The following is a 21,555-nucleotide window of genomic DNA, read 5'->3' as shown; positions in this document are numbered from 1 at the left end:
GACGGGAAAAAGCCCGGAATGTGACCGACTTCCGACCGGGCAAGGACGTTCAGAGGGGGATGAGGACAAGATGCTCGCACTGAAGCAGGTTCGCCAGCTGAGAAAATTCGATGGAGCAGACGTCGTAGCTGCCCACGCCCCGGAGACCCGGCGACGATTCTCCACCGATGAGGGCATTCCCGTCCTCATCGCGGCGCGCAATGAGGAATCAGATCTCCCGGCGACGCTGTTGACCTTGTCCTGGTCCTCGGTCCCGGTGAGTCCGTACGTCATCGTCAATGGCACCACCGATGCCACGGCAGAACGCGCGGAGCGCATGGGCGCCTGCGTCCTGGAATCCACACAGAGCTTCAAAATGGCGGCTCTACAACATGGCGTCGCCACCTTGCGAGAGCGCCGTGGCGGCCGTGGCCCCATCTTGTTCACCGACGCCGACACCCTTGTCGGCTTGGAATGGGCGGCTGTCATGGCCCGAACATGTCGAGCCTGGTCCCGGCCCGTCGTCACCCTGGGCAACTCTGTCTTCACCCATGGGGAGAGCGGCACCGCCGATATGTTGCGCAGCGTACGCAAGGTGATGGTCGCCGAGGTCCGCGACCGTCGCGGACAACGGGCCCTCGCTCACGGCCACAACATGGCGATCGACTTCGCCGACTCGGCCGAGGCCTTCAGCGCCTATCTGGACATCGACCCGGCACGTTTCATCGGCGAGGAGGAGGAGATCGTGGAACGTCTCCTCGACGTCGGCGGAGAGTGGCGCCCCGCCCTGGGGTCCAAGACCCTGGTCATCACCCGCGGAGACCGTTTCGTCCTGTCCGACCTGTGGCAGCTACGCAGCGATCACACCTTCGAACAGCGCCGGCAGCGTTATGCCGAGTACGGGGAGATCAAACCCTTCATCCGTGCTGAGGACCCTGCTTCGACCGAGATGGTGTCCCCGACCAGGATCGACGACACGCTCTCCTCCGGACGACGGGTCTCCTGAAAGCCGGTCCGGGAGGTTTCGGCCTTCTTCACGGGGGTACCGACAGGGCTGTTCGGGGATGAGCTCAGGCACTCCCGGCCTGAGCCGTGATCGCCTCAGGAGGGTCCGCTCATGTCCCCGAGCCTGTTCCGGCGTCGTACCGCCGTGGCGTGCGGCACCGTCGCAGCCTTGTTGCTCTCCGGTGCAAACTTGCTTCCGGCCTCAGCAGGCACCGCCCCTGGACGGGGCACCGAGTCGTCGACCGCAGCTGAAAAACCCGAGCTGTCCATCCGTTTCCTGGGCCATGGGGTTGCGGTGCACTGGTCCGCTGAGCGTTCCCCCGCTGCCGGCTGGCTGATCTCCCTCACCGGCGAGGCGGTTTCTTCCCGTGAGGTCGTGGAGGGCTCCCGCCGGGAACATCTCTTCACCGATCTGGTCGCCGGACGGAGTTACACCTTCACGGTGACCGATCAGGACTCCGGCGCCGTCCGGACAGCCTCGACGGTCGTTCCTCGGCCCGGTGTCTTCACACCTCGCCCCCCTGGTACGAATCCGCCCCCTCCGACAGGCAATGCCGCTACCCGGTTGTGGGGAACATCCCGCTCCGGGAAGCCGTGGTTCTCCGGAGCCTGGGTCGCCGGCGGCACGTGGGGGCCGCAACGGGCCGAGGGATGGGGCATCTTCCGTGGCTCTTCCACCGATGCGACCGTCTCCTACTCGAACAAGGAATCCTTCGCCCGGATCGCGGAAAGCGATTGGAATATCTCGGTCTTCAACGGCTTCCCCGGAAAGCTCGTCTACGGTTTGTCGCTGCTCCCCCAGGACGGAACGGGCTCTCTGGCCACGGTGGCCCGCGGTGACCACGATCAGGTGTGGCGGCGACAAGCCCAGACCTTGCTCGCCCATGGACGAGGCGACGCGATCGTCCGCATCGGCTGGGAAGCCAACGGCGATTGGTGGCCGTGGCAGGCCGGTGCAGCACATGCGCCGCTCTACCGAGCTGCCTTCGCCCGCGTGTCACGGACGATGAAGGCGGTCGCACCCAAACTCCTGATGGATTTCGGGATCGGTTGCGGTGTGGGGATCCCCGGCCAACGATCCCGCCTGGACGCCTTGACCTCCTTGTATCCGGGCGATGACGTCGTCGACCTTGTCGGCTGCGATACCTACGACTGGTGGAACACCAGGTCCACCGACGAGGCTTCGTTCGCGCGGACCATCCGGCCGGCGCAAGCGCCGGGCATCGCCGATGTGGCTGATTTCGCGCGGGCTCACCGCAAAGGGATGAGCATTCCGGAGTGGGGCACCGCCGATGTCAGCAGGCAGGGAGCCGGAGACAACCCCTTCTACATCCGCAAGATGTACGAATGGTTCATGGCGAACAGTGATGTCCTCGCCGTGGAATGTTTCTTCAACGAGCCGGGGCCAGGGGTGGCGAACTCCTTATGGTCTCCGGTGCAGATGCCTCGTTCTTCGGCGGAGTACGCCAGGCTCTTCTGATTCCGGCAGAACGCCCCCGGCGTCAGCGGATCTCCGCTGACGCCGGGGGCGCGCTCAGGGTTCTCGGCTGGTCAGCCCAGCTTGCGCGCCGGGATACCCACGTAGGTGGCGCCAGGCTCCAGACAGTCCTTGGTGACGACGGCGCCGGCACCGATCAACACCTTGGGCCCGATGGTGACGCCGGGGCAGATCAGAGCCCGGGCGCCGATGTAGCAGTCCTTGCTCAGGGTGACAGGGCGACCTTCCATGCCACGGGAGATCTTCCCGTCGGACAGCCGCGGGTGGTGAGACGTGATGATGACGACCTGGTGACCGATCATCACGTCTTCCTCGATCGTGACCTTCCCGGTCGCCTCGATCATGACGTCATGGTTGATCGTGGTGTTCCGACCGATGCTCAGGTAGGAGCCGTCGCGGATGTAGAGCTTCAGCCCCGGGTAGATGTCGATGGCCTTCACATCGAGCCCCATCATCCGGTAGCCGAGCAGCCGCAGCGGGCGGGGGACGAGTGTCGACCCCAGCACCGAGTTCAGCAAGGCGTTGTACGACATGAACTTCCACTCGGTGCGCACCAGACGGAGCACCCGTGCCCGCAAGGCCTCGGACTTCTTCTCCTCTGCCGAAGACAGTCCCTCGCGACCGTCTTCGGCCGATGTCACGCCGGTCACTTTGTCGGTGGTCGTCACAGTGGTCACCCTTCGTCGTTCTTGTCCGCCACGAGCTCGGTCAGGGGCTCAAGCGCCGCCGTCCAGCTGTACCACTGCAGACCGTATGCGATCGCTTCGGCAGAGAGCACCGCTGTTCCTTCGTCCAGTGCAGTGCGCACTGCAGCACAGAAAGCCTCGGCGTCCTCAGGAACCTGGGTGACAGCTCCCGGTGGCAAATGGTCCAGACCGGAGGCACCTACATAGGTGGACACCGAGGGTAACCCGTGAGCGATGTACTCCAGGAGTTTGATCCGTGACCCCCCTCCCTCGAGAAGAGGGGCGACTCCGAGCCGAGCCCGCTCCAGGAGCGGCTTCATGTCAGGGACATCCGCTTCAACCCTCACCGAGGGAGCTGCCGCCATCTCGGCGAGGAACTCCGGAGAGGGACGACGGCCTGCGATCGTCAGCACGAGCCCAGGCCGTTCGACACAGAGCTTCTTCCAGGCGTCGCTTGCCACCAGCCAGCGCAGACCAGACGTGTTGGGCCCCCAGTCCAGCGCTCCGGTGAACAGGAGCTCCTGGGAACTCTCGGCGTCCTGCCCGCGAGAGGAGTCAGCAACAGGGTCAACACCATTACGGGCAACCACGGAAACCTTGGCCCCGCCTCGGGAGGAAAGGCCGTCGACATCGGCTTGGGTGCACACGACGGTGGGTAGGTCAGCGGCAGATCGTTCCTGGGCCAACAGCCAGCGGTGTTCCACGGCAGCGACGATCTTGCGGATGCCGTGTTCGGCACTGATCCGCTGTTTCATCAGGTCGGATTCCACGTTGTGCATGCTCGCTACGACCGGCAGGTCTGCAGGCAGCAGACTGCGGACACGCAGCAGGCAGGTGTGGTCCAATACCGCTGCGTCGTAGCGGACGTCCTGGCGGAGTGCATCACGGACCGCGTCCAGCAGCCCTAGCCCGCAGGTACGCGTGCCGCCGACCGTCCGATAGGTCACGAAGGTCCGCAGGTTGTCCCGGATCCCGTAGGTTCGCCCCGGCGCGACGGTCACGAAGTCGTCCCTGGATCCTTCCGGGAGCCGCCACAGACCGCCGGGGTGGGCGATGGTCACCTCCCCGACCGTGGCCAGGGCACGGGCGATGGCCAAGGTACGCAGCATGCCTCCTGAGCGGGCAGGCAAGCCGAACTCTTTGGTGATGAGCAGGATCTGTCGTGGGGTCACAAGACCGCCTCTCGTTCGACGTCGACGAACACCTTCCAGGTCAGAGCAGCCCCGATGCTCTGAGCGATGGCAAAACCCGTGGATGCCCCGACTGCGCCACCCACCCAGGCACCGGAGAGCCCCAGGAGCGCCATCAAGGGTGCCTGCACCAAGGTGATCCGGAGCAGGCGAGCAGATTCCTCCCTGGCCTTCAAAGCCAGGTTGGGGCCGACGGCGGCACCCACCATGATCACAGCCCACCCGGTCGCGGGGATGGTTGCCTCCGCCCCGGCCCAGTTACGATCCAGCAGCGCCACTCCCCAGCTCCGAGGAATCATCATCAGGCAGAGCACCCATCCGGCTGCCACGGCGGAGAGCAGGCCGCTCACTGCAGCGGCCAACCCGATCAGGGTCCGATGGCTGCGCGCCGACATCGCGGGAAGCACCATGGCGGTAGACCCCCCGAACAGCATGGACAGCGGGCCGAGCAGACTGCGTGAGGCATTCAACGCGCCGACGGTCGCCAGCGAACTGATCGGCCCCAAAGCCACATTCGTGCCGTTGAACGACCCTTGGCTGATGGTGAAGTCAGCTCCGAACTGGGCGGAGAGCTTCCAATGTCCGCCCAGCCATTCCAGACATCCGCGGAAGGCAGCTGGTCTCCGTGCCTGCACCGCGCCCAGCGCCGAGGCGATATAGGCCGAGGCACCCCACACCAGAATCATCGTGGCGCTGTTGATCACCGAGTTGCTGTGGAGCCACACGACGAGGGCGAACATCAGGACTGTCCGGATGGTGTCATTGATCGCGACAGGTCGAGGACGGCCGGTCATGAAGAAGACAAATCGCCAGGCATCCTGTTGCAGCAGCCCAGGAAGCACCAGGGCCAGGCTGATCAACGATGCGCCGATCACGCTCGATGTGCCCAGGAAGAGCCCGGTCAGCAGAGTCGGTAGTGCACCGGCCATCCCGAGCAGCGTCGCCAGGCCGATCGCCTTGGGCACCGCAACATTCTGGGCAGCGGCGTCCTCCTTGGAATAGATCACCACCATCGGGTCGGTCACCGTCGACCGGGAGAGCCCGACCAGGAAGGTGAACACCAGGAAGGCGATGGAGAAGGCCCCGAAAGCTTCTTCGCCCACCGAGCGGCCGACGAGTATGGCCAAGGCGAAAGTGGACAGGCTGCACACGGCCTGGTCGGCGAAGACCCACAAGGCCGGTCCGCCGAACTTCTTCAGGAAACCGCCTCCGGCCTGCTCCGGGGGCCGAAGTTCCTCCACCTCGGCGGGTGGCTTCAGCTCGATGTCCGTCGACGGACGACGTCGTTCCTGTCGGGGTCGCGTTGAAGGCTCGTCGTCCTCCCAAGGGTCGTGAAGCTGAGCGACCACGGCGTCGTGATATTCGACCTTGCCGGCCCACGGTGGAGGTGTGGGCGGATCGTCCCAGGCCGGCCTCCCCCGACGGTTGTCCTGTCGGGCGTGCTCGGGGAAGGATTCCCAGGGTTCGCCGCCATGACTTCCCGGATCTGCAGGGTCGTCACCGCGACGGGCACGCCTCACGCGCCCGCCCCTGAGGGCATCCGTTTCGCAGGCCAGTCCCCGATGCGCAGGCGTGGTACGCCGTCGATACCGGCCGGCTCTTCCTCGGACCGGGGGTCCCGCAACGGTCGACGCCAGATCACCAACATGAGCCAAGCCATGAGACAGGTATTCGGCTGCAGCAATGCTCCGGAGAGGAACATCAGCATGAACACCATGCTCGGCCCGAGCAGGGGTATCGACAGAGGTCGAAGCATAGAATACAGGATGAAGATCAGGAAGAGCCCCCCGGCGAAGGCTCCGTACTCGAAGAGAAGCTTGGCCGGGATCGTGTAGACCACAGCTTGGCCCAGACCACGAGCACTGGTGAGCAGCCGTTCGCTGGTTCCTGGTCCGGCACCTCGCACCACTCTCAGCGGGTCTTTCTCCAGCCCTTCTATCACTTGGACATACGGGTCGATGAACCGCAGCGAGCCAGAGCTTCCGCTCTGCCCGATCTCGTCGGAGCGTTCGAGCAGTGGCGCGGCCGCCGGGGAGAGGAGCATGCCGATCAGGCCGACCACGGCCAGGACGATGAAGGCCGGGCGCAGCAGCCGCGGCCGTAGAAGGACGATCAAGGTGACTCCGACCCCCAAGAGCATCAGCCCGGTTCCTGAGGTCGCCCCGACCAGCCCCAGGACCGGCCCCACCAGCGCTGCGAGCCGCAGACGCAGTGCCAGGCCGATGATCAGGGCCAGACCACACGATTGCGAAAGCATCGACGGCTCGAGGAAGACGAAGGCATGAGCACGGTAGATGCCCGACCCGTAGGTGAGCATGGCCGCTGAGTTGAAGCCGGGGATCAAGAAGGCTTCCGGCACCTGGCCGAGATAATCCGTGTACGACCAGATCCGGAGGAACTGGACGGTCAGCTGGACGAAGCCGACGACCCCGAAGAAGCTCATCAGCATCACGTAGAACCGGCCGAGTTCGACCATGCATTCGCGAAGGTCGTCACGCACCCGAAGGATCCAGGGCATGTAGAGCATCATCAGGAAGAGGAAAGAGGTCATGGAGGCCTCCGCCTGAACCTGCCCGGCCAACCAGGAGAGAAAGGCCATGGAGGTCGTGGCGATCAGGAAGAGCACCGTCGCCCGACGAGAGACCACTGCGGTACCCCAGGCCACCATCAGGAAGGCACCGGCCAGCAGCAGGAGCAGAGTGACCGGGATCCCTCCGGGGACCTGGAATCGTTGTAGGACGATAGATCCCACAAGAAGCCACTTCAGAAGTGTCATGGTGCGTCGAACCTGCCGACGCGGGTGTTCCGCGCCGGGGTCGTGAACGGGACGCGCGAAGAGATCAGCGGTCTCTGCAGGACGTTCACGATCGACCACTTCGGAAGCGGCGATCCTTTTCATCGATCTTCACGCCGCCCGGGAGGCTGTTCGGTCTCCTGCATCCGGGCGCGGGCCACTTCTTGCCCTCCGACGTGCGCGCTCCGCGTCACCACTCCGGCGACGTACGAGCAGAACCCTCGAGCTTCTCCCTTGTCTCCTTGGAGTTGTCGTTGCACGGCACGCATGCCGTTACCTGCAGCCAGCGCGGCTCTGATGGCAGGTGCTTCCAGCGGGTGGTAGCGCTTGACGTAGTTGGCGATCGAGGCTCCCCGCATGCGAAGCATCTCGTCGGAAGGAGCCCCTGAGCTGCCTGCGCCATGCCGAACCTTCACATCGGCTCGTAGCACCTGGCGTAGACCGACGTTACGGGCCCGCCGACCCAGGGAGAGGTCCTCGCAGTAGACGTAGAAGCTCTCGTCGAAACCTCCGACCCGCAAGAAGTCCTGGCGACGTACCGCCATACAGGCACCGGTCGTCCAGTCGACCTCGATGTGTTGGCTATGGGACGGCTTGGCGTAGAGACCGGACGAGGGCAGGACTTTATGGAGCCCGAAACCGAAGACGAGAGCGCGGCGTACTGAAGGTTCCCAGCCGCCGACACCGATCTCGATTTCACCGTCACGGCTCGTCATGGTCGCGGCGTGGGAGAGCGCGGTGTGGTCTTGGCTGAGCCCGTCAACCAGATTCGAGAGATCTTCCGCAGTGGGCGCACAATCCGGATTGACGAAAATGACATATGGCGCTTTTGACCGCAAAGCACCCTTATTCGCAGCCCTGGCAAATCCTTGCCCTTGACCGTCGACATAAGTCACCCATGGGCAAATTTCTGGAAGAGAGGACAAACCATCGACATCTCTTGCATTGTCGACAACGATCACGGAGATCGACTCTCCCCAGGCATGAACGAGACGTTCAACCAAGGGCGCACTGCGGTAGGAGACAAGCACGATCTCGAACTGTGGTACAGCCACTAACAGGACTCCCCTTGTCGGTCCCAGAAAGGATCGCAGGCCCGGTGAAAGCTCTTGTCTCCCAGCCCCTATACCAGCTCATGGGATAGATCTTGACGATAGCTTCTTGCCCACTTGGCGGGGCACAGTGCATATTATCGTAGCCCATGATTTCATCACAGTCGCCTCCTGTGGAATACTGCCATACGGCAGACCATGAGTCTGTCTAGGCCGGCATCCGCCGCCGGTCAGGGGGGACCGACGACTAGCGGCCAGCAGGAGGCTCGGAGCAAAGGAGCTCAGCTCACTGCAGCATCTAAGGGGAAGTGATGGATAATCGGGTTCGGGGCCTAGGATTAGCCCTTGCGAAATATAGCTATCTTCCCGCCGCTGCGCTGGCAATCCTCTTTATAGCTGGATATTTGTTTGCCTCAACAAGAGCAACCACCTATGAAGCATCTGCCCGATTGGTCTTTTCGGCAAGTAAAGAATTTGATCCTTTTAACCTGAGCCCTAGCTACGACATTCAACGCTTCATGGTTAATCAGTCGGAGCTGATCAAATCCCGACCGGTACTTGATTCCACCCACTCCAAGTTGCGAGGTGGCCCGAGCGCAGAGGAGCTCCGGGAACGCGTTCGCGCCACCCCCCAGAAGGAGGGTGGTGTCGTGGTCGTCAGTGCGAAAGCACCCACTGCAGAACAGGCAGCAGAGATCGTTAACGCTGTCACGTCGGCATATTCAGAACACGTACAGTCGTCCAACAAGGGCCAGGCCAAGAATTTGCCGAAGGGAAGCGACACCCCTGCCGCCCTGAACGACCTCAACACCAAGGCTTCCGTCTACGGAGATGGCCTCGCTTTACGCGAAAACGCCCAAGCGCCTAGCAAACCCACTGCGCCCCAACCACTTCGGGATGCTGTATTCACAGGGCTTTTCGGTGCCTTGGGCACGATTACTTTCCTGACCATCCGGCATCTGCTCTCCCCTCGCGTCAGAGGGGCACGCCGCATCGCTGATCGTCTCGGCGTCCCGGTGATCGCCGATAGCTGCGGTGAGGGTGGAGAACATCGACTGCAGCGAGGCCTGGCCGGGGTCTACGCCGCGGCAGGCAGCTCTCCCCTGGTCCTGATGGTGGTCACCCCTGGGCTGCCCGACCACGCCACGATCGCGGCACGCCAGCTGGCCAAAGCGCTCCGAGACATCGAGCCCGCGGTCTCCGTCCGTAGCCTGGAAGATCTCACCGACCTCGACTCGACCCTCGCGCTGCGCCGCCAAGCTGCCATCACCCTGATCAGCGCAGAAGAGATCGCTGAGGACTACCGAGTCGTGGCCTACGGGAAAGCGGTCGACGGAGTCATCGCGATGTGCCCGCCCGTGTCACTGGCCCTCCCCCTGGACACGACACGCACCGTGACCAGGCAAGCCGGGATACCGGTGATCGGCGTCGTCGTCACCGACTTCGACGAGGAAGCAGCAATGCCGGCGAACGTCCCGCTCACCACGCAGCCCATCAACGTGCGCGCCACGCCCCCGTCCTCACGCCGGGTCAACATCAAGAACAACTCTTGACCTCGATCGCAGTCCACCGCAAGACCAGGGGAAATACATACAGATGACCGCTCACTCGGCGCGCAAGAACGATCTCACCCGATTCATGACCGCGCTGGTGACAGCATCACTACTCCTCACAACCGCCTGTAGCCCTGGTAAAGGGCCGAGCAGTCCACCCACTTCGTCCGCATCCCCCACAGGGCCGGCACAGCCGGTTCTCCCTGCACCAGGTCAGCCCCCACTGACCGGGGTCTTCCGCGGAACCCAACGCGGGCAGGTCGAGGAATTCAGCTCCTGGCTGGGCAAGCCGGTGGATACAGTGGTCGACTTCCAAGCTGCCGCCACCTGGCAGCAGCTCTCCAACCCGTCGTATCTCTTCGATCACTGGGCAGGCTCCCCTTACCGGCTGGTGCTCTCGGTCCCGATGCGCCCCCTGAAGGAGAGCGCCGACAACGCCTCTGGGGCAAAAGGTGCCTACGACAACCACTTCGCCACTCTGGGTAAGGAACTCGTCAAACGTGGTTATTCCGATGCCATGATTCGGGTGGGCTGGGAATACAACATGGAAGGCTCCTACTCCTACGCGACGGACCCCGAATCCTTCAATGCCTATTTTCGGAGAATCGCCTCCGTGCTGCGCTCGACACCGGGCCAACGATTCACTTTGATCTGGAACCCAGGAAACGGAAGTCAGGGAGTCACCCAGGACGCCAGTCGCTTCTATCCGGGTGATGATGTTGTCGATGTTATTGGCCTTGACATCTACGACACAGGCTTCCACCCTCAAGGCTATCCATATCCAGCCGAGTGCGACCAAGAATGCCGATCAACACGTTCTACATTCATGTGGAACAACATGATTTACGGGGGCGACCGCGGATTAAAATTCTGGGCAGATTTTGCGCGATCGCACAATAAGCCGATGGCTTTCCCTGAGTGGGGCCTGTGGTCTGGCACAAAATACCCAGGTGGAGATGACAATAGCGATTTCATAGATCGCATGAACGGCTTCATAAAAGACCCCGCCAATCGCATTGTCATGCATTCATATTTTGAATGGGACAACGAGGGAGACGCCCACTCTCTCATCAAAAACTTTCCGAAGGCCGGTGCCCACTTCAAAGCAGAATGGGGAAAGAGTTCGTGAAAAGGTCATCCGCGGCAAGACTCAGCATCATCATCGCCTGCTTCAACGCTTCGGAAACTCTTTCCGACCAGCTAGAAGCCCTCGCCTCTCAAACCTGTGAACTGCCCTGGGAAGTGATCCTGGCCGATAACGGCTCGACGGATCACTCCGTGGCGATCGCCGAGACCTACACCCACCGGCTCCGACTACGAGTGATAGATGCGAGCACACGACGCGGGCCGGCTCACGCCCGCAACCGAGGCGTCGAAGCCGCAGAGGGCGACTGGATCGCTTTCTGCGATGCCGACGACATCGTCGGCACCGGCTGGGTGTCCGCAACCTGCGCCGCCATGGCAACTCACCCGTTCGTCGCCGGACAGATCGAGGTCAACCGGCTCAACTCCGAGCGGCTAGCCCGGACCCGTCGCATGGAACAGCAGGAAGGACTCCAACCCGGCACCAGCAACAGTTTGGGCCTTCCCCACGCCGGGTCGGGAAATATGGCTATCCATCGAGAGGTCTTCCTGAGCGTCGGAGGATTCGACGAGGAGCTGCCCTGCCTGGAGGACACCGACCTGTGCTGGCGGGTCCAATTACACGGAACCCCTTTGAAGTACGCCCCGGACATGGTGCTGCACACCCGGCTCAGGTCCACGGTGGGAGGCGCACTCAGGCAAGGGCTCGACTACGGTCGTGGCTACACCAGGCTGGAAGAGCGCTACGGCTGCTTGGCCCCCCAGGTGACACCAGTGGAACGCTCTCAGGGGCAGCATTTTTCACAGTCATCGATCGGCGCTGCACTGCGTACTCTTTTCCTCGTCCCCACCGTCAGGGGGGTGACCTGGCAGCTGGCTTGGCATCTCGGACGTCACACCGCTGCCCCTTCCCCCGAAGCCTCCCCACCGGAACTCCCCAGAAGCTGACATCCAGCGCGCTGTCACCCCCGACAGGCGTCCCTCCCCTTCAGAGACGGACCATACCGTGAGCATCGTCCTCGTCCGACGTCGTTATGTCTGTGCCTACGAAAGCGGACCCCGCCCCCTCGAACGTCTCGGCCCTCAGATCGGGCCTCTCGCGCGATTGAGTAGTCCGTTCACAGTGCTCAGCTCCGCAGTCACCGATCAAAAGATCATCGCTCTGACCTATGACGACGGCCCAGACCCGGAACACACACCACAAGTACTGGACGCTTTGCGGGACATCGGCATCTCGGCGACCTTCTTCGTCCTCGCCGAGCATGCCGTCCGGCATCCTGAGCTCATCCGGCGGATGATCGAGGAGGGACATGAGGTCGGGCTGCACGGTCACGATCACGACCGGGTGTCAGCCCTCGATTTCCGGGTCTCGATCCAGAGCATCCTCAAGGCCAGGGCAACGTTGTCCCGATTGACCGGACGAACCGTCCGCTGGTACCGACCCGCCTACGGCGCGATCCGCATGTCCCAATTGGTCGCACTGCGCGCCGCAGGGTTGGATATCCCCGTGTGGACAGCCTGGGCTCGGGACTGGGAGGACATCCCCACGCCGGTGCTGGTCGATCGGGCCGTTGCTGCGCTGCACCCGGGGGGCATCCTTCTTCTGCACGATGCCTCGTCGGGAATGCTTCCGGATGCCGAAGGCGCTACATCGGTTCCGACATTCGACCGAGGCGAGCTCACTCGGGGTTTGGCTCGGGCAATCCTCGACGAAGGTTATGTCGCACTGACCTTGAGTGATCTGGCGAAGGCTGCCCCCCAGGCCCGTGTGCCCTGGTTCGAGCGGAAGTCCACCGCACGAGCAGCGCTCTCCCCCGACAAGAACGGATAACAATCATGAATTCCCTTCACCTGCATCAACTTTCGTAGAGAAGTGGCCGTCGAAGGGATGAAAAGGCCGATGAGCGCCTGACAAGGATCACCCCGGCGTGGATACGCTCCACATCCGTCGGGTGGGGCCTGGCGGCCTCATGGCCAAGCCCCACCCGACCACGGTCAAGAAGACTTCGGTGCCAACGGTACGTCCGTGCTCTCCACCTGGACCGGATAGGGGGTGGGATGCATCCGATCCGCAGGGTTGACCGGTGCAGGGGGGTGCACCCCGACATGGACCTCGGACTCATGGGCGTCGACCATCGTGGTGTAGTCGAACGGCTCCGCCCCGGAAAGCACGCGACGGGTCTGCTCCAGGTCCACAGTCCCGGTCCAACGGCCGACCAAGAGGGTAGCCACGGCGTTACCCGAGAAGTTGGTCAACGCCCGGGCCTCGGACATGAACCTGTCGATCCCGACGATGATCCCGACACCGTCGAGCAGCTCCGGCCGGTGACTCTGCAGACCACCGGCCAAGGTGGCCAACCCTGCACCGGTCACCCCTGCTGCGCCCTTGGACGCGATGATCATGAAGATGAGCAAACCGACCTGCTCCCCCAGGCTCAATGGCTTGTTCATCGCATCAGCGATGAAGATCGACGCCATCGTCAGGTAGATGGCGGTGCCGTCCAGATTGAACGAATAGCCAGTAGGCACCACGATCCCGACAGTGCTCCGGGACACACCGGCATGCTCCATCTTCGCCATCAGGTTGGGCAGGGCCGACTCCGAAGACGAGGTGGCGAAGATCAGCAGGTACTCCCGACCGAGGTACTTCATCAACTTGAAGATGTTCTGCCGAGTCACCACGGCCAGGATCGTCCCCAGGACCACCACGATGAAGAGCAGGCAGGTGAGGTAGAAGCCGAGCATCAGCTTGATCATCTCCGCGACCGCAGCGGTCCCGGACTCACCCACCACAGCAGCGATCGCGCCGAATGCCCCGATAGGGGCCAACCAGAGCACCATCGTGAGAATACGGAAGACCAGCTTCTGCAGGTGACCGATACCCGTGAGCAGCGGCTGCCCTTGGCTTCCCATCCGCTGAATGGCAAAGCCGACCAGCAGCGCCACGAACAGCGTCTGCAGCACGCTCCCGGCCGTCAACGCACTGAACAAGGTCTCCGGAACGATCGACTTGAGGAAAGCGACCGTACCGCCGCTGCCTTCAGCCGCCTTGGCGTATCTGTCACCGCCTCCCTTGACCACGGTCAAGCCGTGTCCCGGCTGGATCAGGTTGCCTACCGCCAAGCCGATCGCCAGAGCGAAAGTGCTCATCGTGACGAAGTAGAGCAGAGCGATCCCACCGGCCTTGCCCACATTCTTCGCTGCGGCGACCGACCCGATGCCGAGCACGATGGTGCAGAAGATGACCGGGCTGATCATCATCTTGATGAGCTTGACGAAGACATCGCCGAGCCATTTCACTTCTTTGGCCGCGTCCGGAGCCACAGCGCCGAAGGCGATGCCGCCGACCACTGCGGCGATTACGGCAAGGTAGAGCCAGTGGGTGCGATCCCGGTGCGGTCGGGGTGGATCGGCAACGGTCGGGGCTCCCGCCGTATAGGCCTTGTTCGCCATGTCATCTCCTTCGATGCCTGCTCAGAGCGAGAGCAAACTCTAAGGAGAGAAATTCGCCAGCGGAGAACTGAAGGAACATCAAGCGGCTGACGGTCCATGAATGCGCTAGACGGACGGTCGTCCAGGATCGCCGTCACGGACACCAGCGGTGTAGACAGAACTGCCTCTGCACGGAAAGCCCGCTGAACAGCCGAGCGAGGGCGTCATCACCGTCCGACAGACGACGCCCTCACCCCTGACCTGCGCGGATCACAGGTTCTTGATGATCTCCCGCATGAGGTTCGCGGTTTCGGTGGGCGTCTTACCGACCTTGACCCCCGCTGCCTCGAGAGCTTCCTTCTTGGCCTCGGCGGTGCCGGCCCCGCCGGAGACGATCGCACCGGCGTGGCCCATCGTCTTGCCCTCGGGTGCCATGAAACCGGCGACATAGCCGACGACGGGCTTGGTGACATGCTCCTTGATGTAGACCGCCGCACGCTCCTCGGCGTCGCCGCCGATCTCGCCGATCATGACGATACCGACCGTGTCGGGGTCCTTCTCGAAGGCTTCGAGGGCGTCGATGTGCGTGGTGCCGATGATCGGGTCACCGCCGATACCGAGGCCGGTGGTGAAGCCGATGTCGCGCAGCTCGTACATCATCTGGTAGGTCAACGTGCCCGATTTGGAGACCAGTCCGAGCTTGCCCGGACCGGAGACGTCGGCGGGGGTGATGCCGGCATTGGACTGCCCGGGGCTGATGATGCCGGGGCAGTTCGGGCCGATGATGCGGGTGCTGCCCTTGGCCTGGGCATAGTTGAAGAACTCCGCGGTGTCCTTGACCGCGATGCCCTCGGTGATGACGACGAGCAGCGGCATCTGCGCATCGACCGCCTCGACGACCGCGGACTTGGCGAAGGCCGGGGGCACGAAGACCACCGAAACATCAGCACCGGTGGCAGCCATGGCGTCCTTGACCGTCCCGAAGACGGGAACCTTCACACCACCGTCGAACTCGACCTCGGTGCCGGCCTTCTTGGGGTTGACCCCGCCCACGATCTTCGACCCGCAGGCGAGCATGCGCTGGGTGTGTTTCATGCCCTCCGAGCCGGTCATGCCCTGGACGATGATCTTGCTGTCGCTGTTGAGGAAGATTGCCATCAGTCGTCAGTCCTTCACTTCGCCGCGGCGGCCAGCTCGGCGGCCTTGCGCGCTCCGCCGTCCATGGTCTCTTCGATGGTCACAAGGGGATGGTCGAAGTCGCGCAGGATCCGGCGTCCTTCCTCGACATTGTTGCCGTCCAGGCGAACGACCAGCGGCTTGGTGGCTTTGTCTCCCAAAGTCTGCAAGGCGCCGACGATGCCGTTGGCGACGGCATCACAGGCAGTGATGCCACCGAAGACATTGACGAAAACCGACTTGACCTGTTCGTCACCGAGGATCACGTCCAGGCCGTTGGCCATGACCTGAGCCGAGGCGCCGCCACCGATGTCGAGGAAGTTGGCGGGCTTGGCGACGCCGCCGGTGTGGTCCTGCCCGGCGTAGGCGACCACATCGAGGGTGCTCATGACGAGTCCCGCGCCATTGCCGATGATGCCGACATTGCCGTCGAGCTTGACGTAGTTGAGGTGCACCGCCTTGGCCTTGGCCTCCAGCGGGTCCTCGGCGGCTTCGTCGACCAGGCCGGCGTGCTCAGGCTGGCGGAACGTGGCGTTGTCGTCGAGGGTGACCTTGCCGTCGAGGGCGACGATGTCGCCGGAGGCGACCTTCACCAGCGGGTTGACCTCGACGAGGGTCGCGTCCTCGTTCCTGTAGACGTCCCAGAGCTTCTGGAGCACGGGGGCGACCTTGGCGCCGGTCTCGGCGTCGAAGCGGGCGGCCTCGACGATCTCCTTGGCCTTGGCCTCGTCGATGCCCACGTTGGGGTCGACGGCGATGCGCGCGAGGGCCTCTGGGCGCTCGACGGCGAGCTGCTCGATCTCCATTCCGCCTTCCTTGCTGCACATCGCAAGGTAGTTGCGGTTGGCGCGGTCGAGCAGGATCGAGAAGTAGTACTCCTCCTCGATCTGGGCGCCCTGCGCGATCATGACGACGCGGACCTTGTGGCCCTTGATGTCCATCCCGAGGATCTGTTCGGCGAGCTGCCCGGCCTCGTCGGCCGTCTTCGCGACCTTGACGCCACCGGCCTTACCACGACCGCCGGTCTTCACCTGTGCTTTGACGACGGTGACGCCGCCGCTCCTGGTGCCGATCTCCTCAGCCGCTGCCTTGGCCTCGGCAGGCGTCTCGGCGATCTTCCCGGCGAGCACGGGTACGCCGTGCTTCTCGAAGACATCCCGCGCCTGGTACTCGAAAAGATCCACGGCAGCTCCCTCGTCGTTGATGGTCAGGCCCGGGCCCGATCCTACCGAACGGTCAGGCCGAGGAACTTCCGTGGAAAGCGCCGATCTGCAGAAAGATCACGGCCCGGTCGCCGTGTCCGGCAGCCGGGCCGTGACCGCTCAGGCAGCACCGAACTCGATGTCTCCCAGCCATTCCCCGAAGCCGTCGTCGCGGCCGGACCATCGTGCCTGCGCACTGACCATCTCGGTGTCGGTCATGATGGCGGCGTCGAAGGCCGAGCTGACGACCTGAGCGGTCTCCTCGTCAGTGGTCACCACGAGTCGGGTGGCACGTTCGGCGTCATCCCAGCGACCGACTGCCCCGATGGACAATGCGGCGCCAGCGGCGTCCCAGGCGATCGCCAGGCCTGGGCGTCCAGGAAGCCAGAAGGCTCCACGGCCACGGAGGTCTCCCGACCCCAGTTCCTCGATTCGTTCGAGAAGACGCTCGGGGTGGAAGGGTTTCCAGCTGGTCAGTTCGATGGTCACGATGCCGCCGGCAGGGACGGCTCCGGAGGGGCGGCGATGCCGGGGGTCCACGAAGGCACGCGAGGCCTGAATGTCGTGGCGGTAGTCGGCAACGGCAGGCGATCCGCCAAAGGTCTCCATCCCGTGGTGCAGTCGGCTCCCGGGTCGGCGCAGATGGTCGAGGAGCGCGGCATCGGACTCGTCGGGGATGCCGTGGACCAGCACGATGTCATCGGCCAGCTCGATCTGGGCGACGAGTACTTCGCCGTAGGCGCGCTGATCGTCGTCGACCATGTTGAGGTCGAGCTCGCTCAGGAGGGGATCGTCGAAGACACCGGAGCAGAGGTCCTTGGCGCTGACGACGGCCACGACCGTGGCGACCTCGAGGATGTCGGCGACGGCTTGGCCCCGGACCTCGCCCTCTGCGACGGCGAGGGTCATGGGTAGGGGGTCGGCGGCCACGGGGAGGACCACGATCAGGGAGGCCCAGCGCCCTGACGAGGCGAGCCTGGTCAGCATCGGGAGGAGTGCTTCGCGGATGGAGCAGGTCAAGCAGGGGTGCGCCACGTCCTCATGGCCTTGTTCGGCGATGCCGGTGAGGTCGGAGACCACCCACCGCACCGCGCCCTCGGCTGCGTCGACGGTTACCGAGACCACGGCGGATCCGGTCAGGTCGACATGCAGCCCCATGGCAGCGAGTGCCTGATCGGGGGCATCGAGGCCGACCACGATGTGTACCGGGACAGGCTGCACTGATTTACCTCCGGGCAAATTTTATTAATGAGAATCGTTCTCTTAGGCTAGCAGGATCAGACACCTCCCCCACAAGAGCGGGAGAGAACGCATCACAAGGAGCACGCCATGTCCCGGCACTGCCAGCTCTCCGGCGCCGAACCTCGCTTCGGCAAGACCATCAGCCATTCGCACCGACGCACCTCACGTCGATTCGATCCCAACATCCAGAAGAAGACCTACTACGTACCCAGCCTCGGGCGCCGGATCACCCTCCGCCTGTCGGCCTCGTCCATCAAGACGATCGACTCCATCGGCATCGAGGCTGCGGTCAAGCGGATCCAGGCCCGCGGCGAGAAGATCTGAGCCGGCGACCTCGTCCAGGATTCCACCCGGAGAAGAAACAACGAGCGGGCGGACCCCGCAAGGCCCACCCGCTCATCACGACTCGATCCGCCGGATCACATACCCACCGTGGCGGGATCCACGTAACCGCGTTCGACGCCGCGCACCAGGCGACGAGGAACTCGGTAGATCTCGCCATTGACGGCGACGGGCACCAGGTCGGCCGAAGTGGCCTTCCAGTTCGCCCGGCGGGAACGGGTGTTGCTGCGCGACATCTTGCGCTTGGGGACAGCCATCAGGGCTCCTTGTGGTCGGTGTATTTGAGTATGATTCTCATGATAGTTCAGCGAAAGGCAGGCCCATGGCCAAGTACTCCGATGTACGGCCGGTGATCAAGCTCCGCTCCACTGCGGGCACCGGCTATACATACGTCACCCGCAAGAACCGGCGCAACGACCCCGATCGGATGATCCTGCGCAAATTCGACCCCGTCGTCCGCCGCCATGTCGAATTCAAAGAGGAACGCTGATGGCAAAGAAGAGCAAAATCGCCAAGGACCAGCAGCGCCGCGAGATCGTAGCCCGCTACGCCGAAGAACGCGCGACCCTCAAGAAGACTATCGCCTCACCGCACACCAGCGATGACGACAAAGCCGTCGCGATGACCCGCCTGCAGAAGATGCCCCGCGACGCCAGCGCCACCCGGTTGCGCAACCGCTGTGCCGTCGACGGACGCCCCCGCGCCTACTTCCGCACCTTCGGCATCTCCCGGGTCCGACTCCGCCAGATGGCCCACGACGGAGAACTCCCCGGAGTCACCAAGTCCAGCTGGTGAAACCCGTCCACTCGCCTGGACCCGACGACACCGTGGACAAACCCCAGCCATCCAGACAGGAGTCCTCATGAAACCGGGAATCCATCCCGAATACCGACCGGTGGTCTTCCGCGACGCCGCAGCCGGATACGCCTTCCTCACCCGGTCCACCGCGACCCCCCGCGAGACCATCGAGTGGGAGGACGGCAACACCTACCCCTGTGTCAACGTGGACGTGTCCTCAGCGAGCCACCCCTTCTACACCGGTAAGCAGAAGATCGTCGACACCGCAGGACGCGTCGAGCGGTTCAACCGCCGGTACGGGGCCAAACGCAACGAAGGACGCTGACCCGCAGAATCCTCCGTTCCCAGGGGCGGGGCCACCGTGAGAGGCCCCGCCCCTGGCGCACAAGCTCAAGTTCGCTCGAGACCTTCCCACGTTTTCGAAGAAGGCTGCGAGAGAATGTTTTCCAGTTCTTCTCAATTCGCCTCCAGGCCTGACGATCGGATACCTGAGCACAATCCGCTGCTAGGAGCTCCCCCTCATGCCTCCCATCGCACCGCTGCGACACCGCCGGGTCATCGGTATCACGGCACTGCTGCTGCCCTTGAGCGTCTTCACCGGGCAGGCCGCCGCCGCGACGAGCACATCCACCACACCTGGCTCCTGTCTTCCCCATGTCGAGTCGCAGGCCGTCCAGTCCTCCAGCTACTGGGAACCCCACCAGGTCAAGCTCAACGGCACCTTCCCTGCTGGGTGCACCGCCACCCCCGGCTCGCAGGTCACCCTGCGGCCCCGGCTCCCCGCGGGCACCCAGGTCCTCAGCGGGACATATGCCCTCCCCGGCCTGACCATGACCGTCGCCGCTGATGGCACAACGACCTTCCGTTTCAACCGCAGCGGATCACGTGCCCCGGTCAATTCCTTCTCCGGTTCGATCTTCCTCGACCTCCCCAGAGAACGCCATGCACCAGGCAGCTCGACCCTCATCGACTGGACCGTCGACACCGGCAAACAGGCCGGCCGGATGCGCACGGAAGTCACGATGCCGGCCTGCCCCAGCTGCGCAGGAAGACCGCTGCGCACCACCGTCACCGCCCAGATCAGCAGCACGGTGGAGAAGGGCAATCTCGTCCGTGGCCAGGTGAGCAGCGCGACTCTTTCCCAGCTCTCCTTGTACCACTCCTCGGTCCTCTCGCTCGACGCACGGCTGGGCGAAAGCCTGGCCTGCGCCGAAGCCAGCTTGTGGGACGTCTGGGGCACCGCCCCGGAGGATCGGTCCAAGATCAGCGATATCGCCTGCCATGACGGCAGGCTGAGCCCCGGTGGCATCCGAGTCCCCTCCGACCGTTTACGCAGCGGCCACCACTACGTCCTGGAGATCAGCGCTCGGACCACGGGCTACCGAGCCGAGGGCTACCAGATCGCAGGCACCAGCGTCTTCAACGGACACGCCACCTCATCGACAGCCACAGCAGCCTGGCTCCCTGAACAGCATTACGGCGGTCAGGACGGACCCGAGGTGCCGGTGCCATTCCTCGCCCGTCTGACCTCCCAGCCATCCGCGCCTGCGGTGGATCATCCTGTGCCCGATCTGAACCGCCCACCCTCGAGTGGCGTCCCCTTCTCCCCGGTCACAGGGCCACTCGTCCCAGTAGCCCCGACCCAGGAACAGCAGCGCCACACCCCCGTCCTGCAGGGTCCGGCGATCTCCACACCAGTTGGTACGCCGCCACAACCACTGGCCCCACCTGCGCCGATCCAGGTGCCACCTCCGGCACCGGCCCAGGCGCCAGCGCCGGAGACCCTGCCTGGAATGGATGCGCAATCGATCCTGACCGGCCCCCCGGAGCGGATCGCCAGCTCGGCTCCGCAGCGGGTCCCAGTGCGTTCAGCTGCGGCTATCGCGGAAGCAGCCGCGCCTTTGGCGGGTCGGCTACCTACCTCCGGCACGGAGATCATCGCCACTGCTCTCTACGCCGCGCTCCTGCTCGGCGGAGGCCTCGGGCTGACCGCGATGCGGCAGCAAGCAGGCAGACAAGGGAACTGAGCTCAGCGCATCCTCCACGGAACGTCCTCAGATGTGAGCTCGTACCCAGTCGACGACTTCGGTCGTCGTCGCACCGGGAGTGAAGACCTTCGCCACACCGAGATCCTCGAGCAGCGGAATGTCCTCCTGAGGGATGATGCCGCCGCCGAAGACCACGATGTCCTGGGAATCACGTTCCTGGAGCAGCTCCATCGTCTTCGCGAAAAGAGTCATGTGAGCCCCGGACAGGACGGAGAGCCCAATCGCATCGGCGTCCTCCTGTATCGCGGCTTCGACGATCTGTGCAGGCGTCTGATGCAGGCCGGTGTAGACGACCTCCATCCCCGCGTCTCGCAGCGCACGGGCGATGACCTTGGCACCCCGATCATGCCCGTCCAGCCCTGGTTTGGCCACGACGATCCGCAGCGGAGAGTCAGTCATGACGTCAGATTAACTGCGGACCCGCTCATCGTCGCGGAATCAATCGCCTCGACTATCGGGACGCGGCAACCCACAG

Annotated in this window: 22 protein-coding genes; 11 read left to right on the top strand and 11 right to left on the bottom strand. The window is 63.9% G+C overall.

What is annotated here, in order from left to right:
* Nucleotides 1–70: 70 nt before the first annotated feature.
* Nucleotides 71–985 (top strand): hypothetical protein, encoded by a 915-nt coding sequence (locus DX923_RS03175; protein WP_116112638.1) that lies wholly within the window; start codon nucleotides 71–73, stop codon nucleotides 983–985.
* A 111-nt stretch (nucleotides 986–1,096) separates the two neighbouring features.
* Nucleotides 1,097–2,464 carry a hypothetical protein gene (locus tag DX923_RS03170; RefSeq protein ID WP_116112637.1) on the top strand — a complete coding sequence of 456 codons (1,368 nt, stop codon included), beginning with the start codon at nucleotides 1,097–1,099 and terminating at the stop codon, nucleotides 2,462–2,464.
* Between the two features lie 71 nt (nucleotides 2,465–2,535).
* On the opposite strand, the gene DX923_RS03165 is transcribed toward DX923_RS03170, so the two are convergent.
* From DX923_RS03165 to DX923_RS03145, 5 genes are read right to left on the bottom strand one after another with little or no spacing between them, the layout of a single operon-like run.
* Nucleotides 2,536–3,159, bottom strand: a complete 624-nt coding sequence (locus DX923_RS03165) for an acyltransferase (protein WP_116112635.1) — start codon at nucleotides 3,157–3,159, stop codon at nucleotides 2,536–2,538.
* Nucleotides 3,156–4,340, bottom strand: coding sequence for a glycosyltransferase family 4 protein (locus DX923_RS03160; protein WP_116112634.1), 1,185 nt, complete (start codon nucleotides 4,338–4,340; stop codon nucleotides 3,156–3,158). Before DX923_RS03160 ends, DX923_RS03165 begins: the two co-directional genes overlap by 4 nt.
* The gene (locus DX923_RS03155) at nucleotides 4,337–5,878 is read right to left on the bottom strand and encodes a hypothetical protein (RefSeq protein WP_116112632.1); all 1,542 of its coding nucleotides are present in this window, start codon (nucleotides 5,876–5,878) and stop codon (nucleotides 4,337–4,339) included. The genes DX923_RS03160 and DX923_RS03155 overlap by 4 nt, the downstream gene beginning before the upstream one ends.
* Nucleotides 5,875–7,257: a hypothetical protein gene (locus DX923_RS03150; protein ID WP_116112630.1), complete on the bottom strand. Its 1,383-nt coding sequence runs from the start codon at nucleotides 7,255–7,257 to the stop codon at nucleotides 5,875–5,877. Before DX923_RS03150 ends, DX923_RS03155 begins: the two co-directional genes overlap by 4 nt.
* Nucleotides 7,254–8,207, bottom strand: a complete 954-nt coding sequence (locus DX923_RS03145; protein ID WP_240322719.1) for a glycosyltransferase family 2 protein — start codon at nucleotides 8,205–8,207, stop codon at nucleotides 7,254–7,256. Before DX923_RS03145 ends, DX923_RS03150 begins: the two co-directional genes overlap by 4 nt.
* Before the next feature lie 515 nt (nucleotides 8,208–8,722).
* Here DX923_RS03145 and DX923_RS03140 point away from each other — a divergent pair.
* From DX923_RS03140 to DX923_RS03125, 4 genes are read left to right on the top strand one after another with little or no spacing between them, the layout of a single operon-like run.
* A complete protein-coding gene (locus tag DX923_RS03140) occupies nucleotides 8,723–9,757 on the top strand; it encodes a hypothetical protein (protein ID WP_162872747.1) in 1,035 nt (344 codons plus the stop codon).
* A gap of 43 nt (nucleotides 9,758–9,800) precedes the next feature.
* A complete protein-coding gene (locus DX923_RS03135) occupies nucleotides 9,801–10,886 on the top strand; it encodes a glycoside hydrolase family 26 protein (protein WP_116112625.1) in 1,086 nt (361 codons plus the stop codon).
* On the top strand, nucleotides 10,883–11,788 hold the full coding sequence (locus DX923_RS03130; RefSeq protein ID WP_162872746.1) for a glycosyltransferase family 2 protein: 906 nt from the start codon (nucleotides 10,883–10,885) through the stop codon (nucleotides 11,786–11,788). Before DX923_RS03135 ends, DX923_RS03130 begins: the two co-directional genes overlap by 4 nt.
* Before the next feature lie 58 nt (nucleotides 11,789–11,846).
* Nucleotides 11,847–12,671, top strand: coding sequence for a polysaccharide deacetylase family protein (locus DX923_RS03125; RefSeq protein ID WP_162872745.1), 825 nt, complete (start codon nucleotides 11,847–11,849; stop codon nucleotides 12,669–12,671).
* 164 nt (nucleotides 12,672–12,835) lie between these two features.
* Here the strand turns inward: DX923_RS03125 and DX923_RS03120 are convergent, their stop codons facing one another.
* The 4 genes from DX923_RS03120 to DX923_RS03105 all read right to left on the bottom strand — a co-directional run bounded on the left by DX923_RS03120 (nucleotide 12,836) and on the right by DX923_RS03105 (nucleotide 17,871).
* Complete coding sequence (locus DX923_RS03120) at nucleotides 12,836–14,293, bottom strand: cation:dicarboxylate symporter family transporter (protein ID WP_116112621.1); 1,458 nt, start codon at nucleotides 14,291–14,293, stop codon at nucleotides 12,836–12,838.
* Between the two features lie 249 nt (nucleotides 14,294–14,542).
* On the bottom strand, nucleotides 14,543–15,430 hold the full coding sequence (gene sucD / locus DX923_RS03115) for a succinate--CoA ligase subunit alpha (protein ID WP_116112620.1): 888 nt from the start codon (nucleotides 15,428–15,430) through the stop codon (nucleotides 14,543–14,545).
* Nucleotides 15,431–15,444: 14 nt separating this feature from the next.
* Entirely contained in the window at nucleotides 15,445–16,632 is a 1,188-nt protein-coding gene (gene sucC / locus DX923_RS03110; protein ID WP_116112618.1) for an ADP-forming succinate--CoA ligase subunit beta, read from the bottom strand.
* 138 nt (nucleotides 16,633–16,770) lie between these two features.
* Nucleotides 16,771–17,871 (bottom strand): GTP-binding protein, encoded by a 1,101-nt coding sequence (locus DX923_RS03105; RefSeq protein WP_116112616.1) that lies wholly within the window; start codon nucleotides 17,869–17,871, stop codon nucleotides 16,771–16,773.
* Nucleotides 17,872–17,979: 108 nt separating this feature from the next.
* Here DX923_RS03105 and rpmB point away from each other — a divergent pair, with 108 nt between their 5' ends.
* The gene (rpmB, locus tag DX923_RS03100) at nucleotides 17,980–18,216 is read left to right on the top strand and encodes a 50S ribosomal protein L28 (RefSeq protein ID WP_116112615.1); all 237 of its coding nucleotides are present in this window, start codon (nucleotides 17,980–17,982) and stop codon (nucleotides 18,214–18,216) included.
* Between the two features lie 95 nt (nucleotides 18,217–18,311).
* Here rpmB and rpmF read toward each other — a convergent pair whose 3' ends face one another.
* On the bottom strand, nucleotides 18,312–18,491 hold the full coding sequence (rpmF, locus tag DX923_RS03095; RefSeq protein ID WP_116112614.1) for a 50S ribosomal protein L32: 180 nt from the start codon (nucleotides 18,489–18,491) through the stop codon (nucleotides 18,312–18,314).
* A 65-nt stretch (nucleotides 18,492–18,556) separates the two neighbouring features.
* Between rpmF and rpmG the strand changes: the two genes are divergently transcribed.
* The 4 genes from rpmG (at nucleotide 18,557) to DX923_RS03075 (ending at nucleotide 21,059) form a co-directional block, all read left to right on the top strand.
* Nucleotides 18,557–18,724, top strand: a complete 168-nt coding sequence (gene rpmG, locus DX923_RS03090; protein WP_006501589.1) for a 50S ribosomal protein L33 — start codon at nucleotides 18,557–18,559, stop codon at nucleotides 18,722–18,724.
* On the top strand, nucleotides 18,724–19,029 hold the full coding sequence (gene rpsN, locus DX923_RS03085) for a 30S ribosomal protein S14 (RefSeq protein ID WP_116112612.1): 306 nt from the start codon (nucleotides 18,724–18,726) through the stop codon (nucleotides 19,027–19,029). Before rpmG ends, rpsN begins: the two co-directional genes overlap by 1 nt.
* A 67-nt stretch (nucleotides 19,030–19,096) precedes the next feature.
* The gene (locus tag DX923_RS03080; RefSeq protein ID WP_116112611.1) at nucleotides 19,097–19,357 is read left to right on the top strand and encodes a type B 50S ribosomal protein L31; all 261 of its coding nucleotides are present in this window, start codon (nucleotides 19,097–19,099) and stop codon (nucleotides 19,355–19,357) included.
* A 196-nt stretch (nucleotides 19,358–19,553) separates the two neighbouring features.
* Nucleotides 19,554–21,059, top strand: a complete 1,506-nt coding sequence (locus tag DX923_RS03075; RefSeq protein WP_116112609.1) for a hypothetical protein — start codon at nucleotides 19,554–19,556, stop codon at nucleotides 21,057–21,059.
* A 27-nt stretch (nucleotides 21,060–21,086) separates the two neighbouring features.
* Here DX923_RS03075 and DX923_RS03070 read toward each other — a convergent pair whose 3' ends face one another.
* Nucleotides 21,087–21,479 (bottom strand): cobalamin B12-binding domain-containing protein, encoded by a 393-nt coding sequence (locus DX923_RS03070; RefSeq protein WP_116112607.1) that lies wholly within the window; start codon nucleotides 21,477–21,479, stop codon nucleotides 21,087–21,089.
* Between the last annotated feature and the right edge of the window lie 76 nt (nucleotides 21,480–21,555).

Origin of the sequence: Austwickia chelonae (assembly GCF_003391095.1) — a bacterium.
GTDB classification, from domain to species: Bacteria; Actinomycetota; Actinomycetes; order Actinomycetales; family Dermatophilaceae; genus Austwickia; species Austwickia chelonae_A.
Note: the sequence above shows the minus strand (reverse complement) of the source record. Positions and strands in the feature narration are given on the sequence as shown.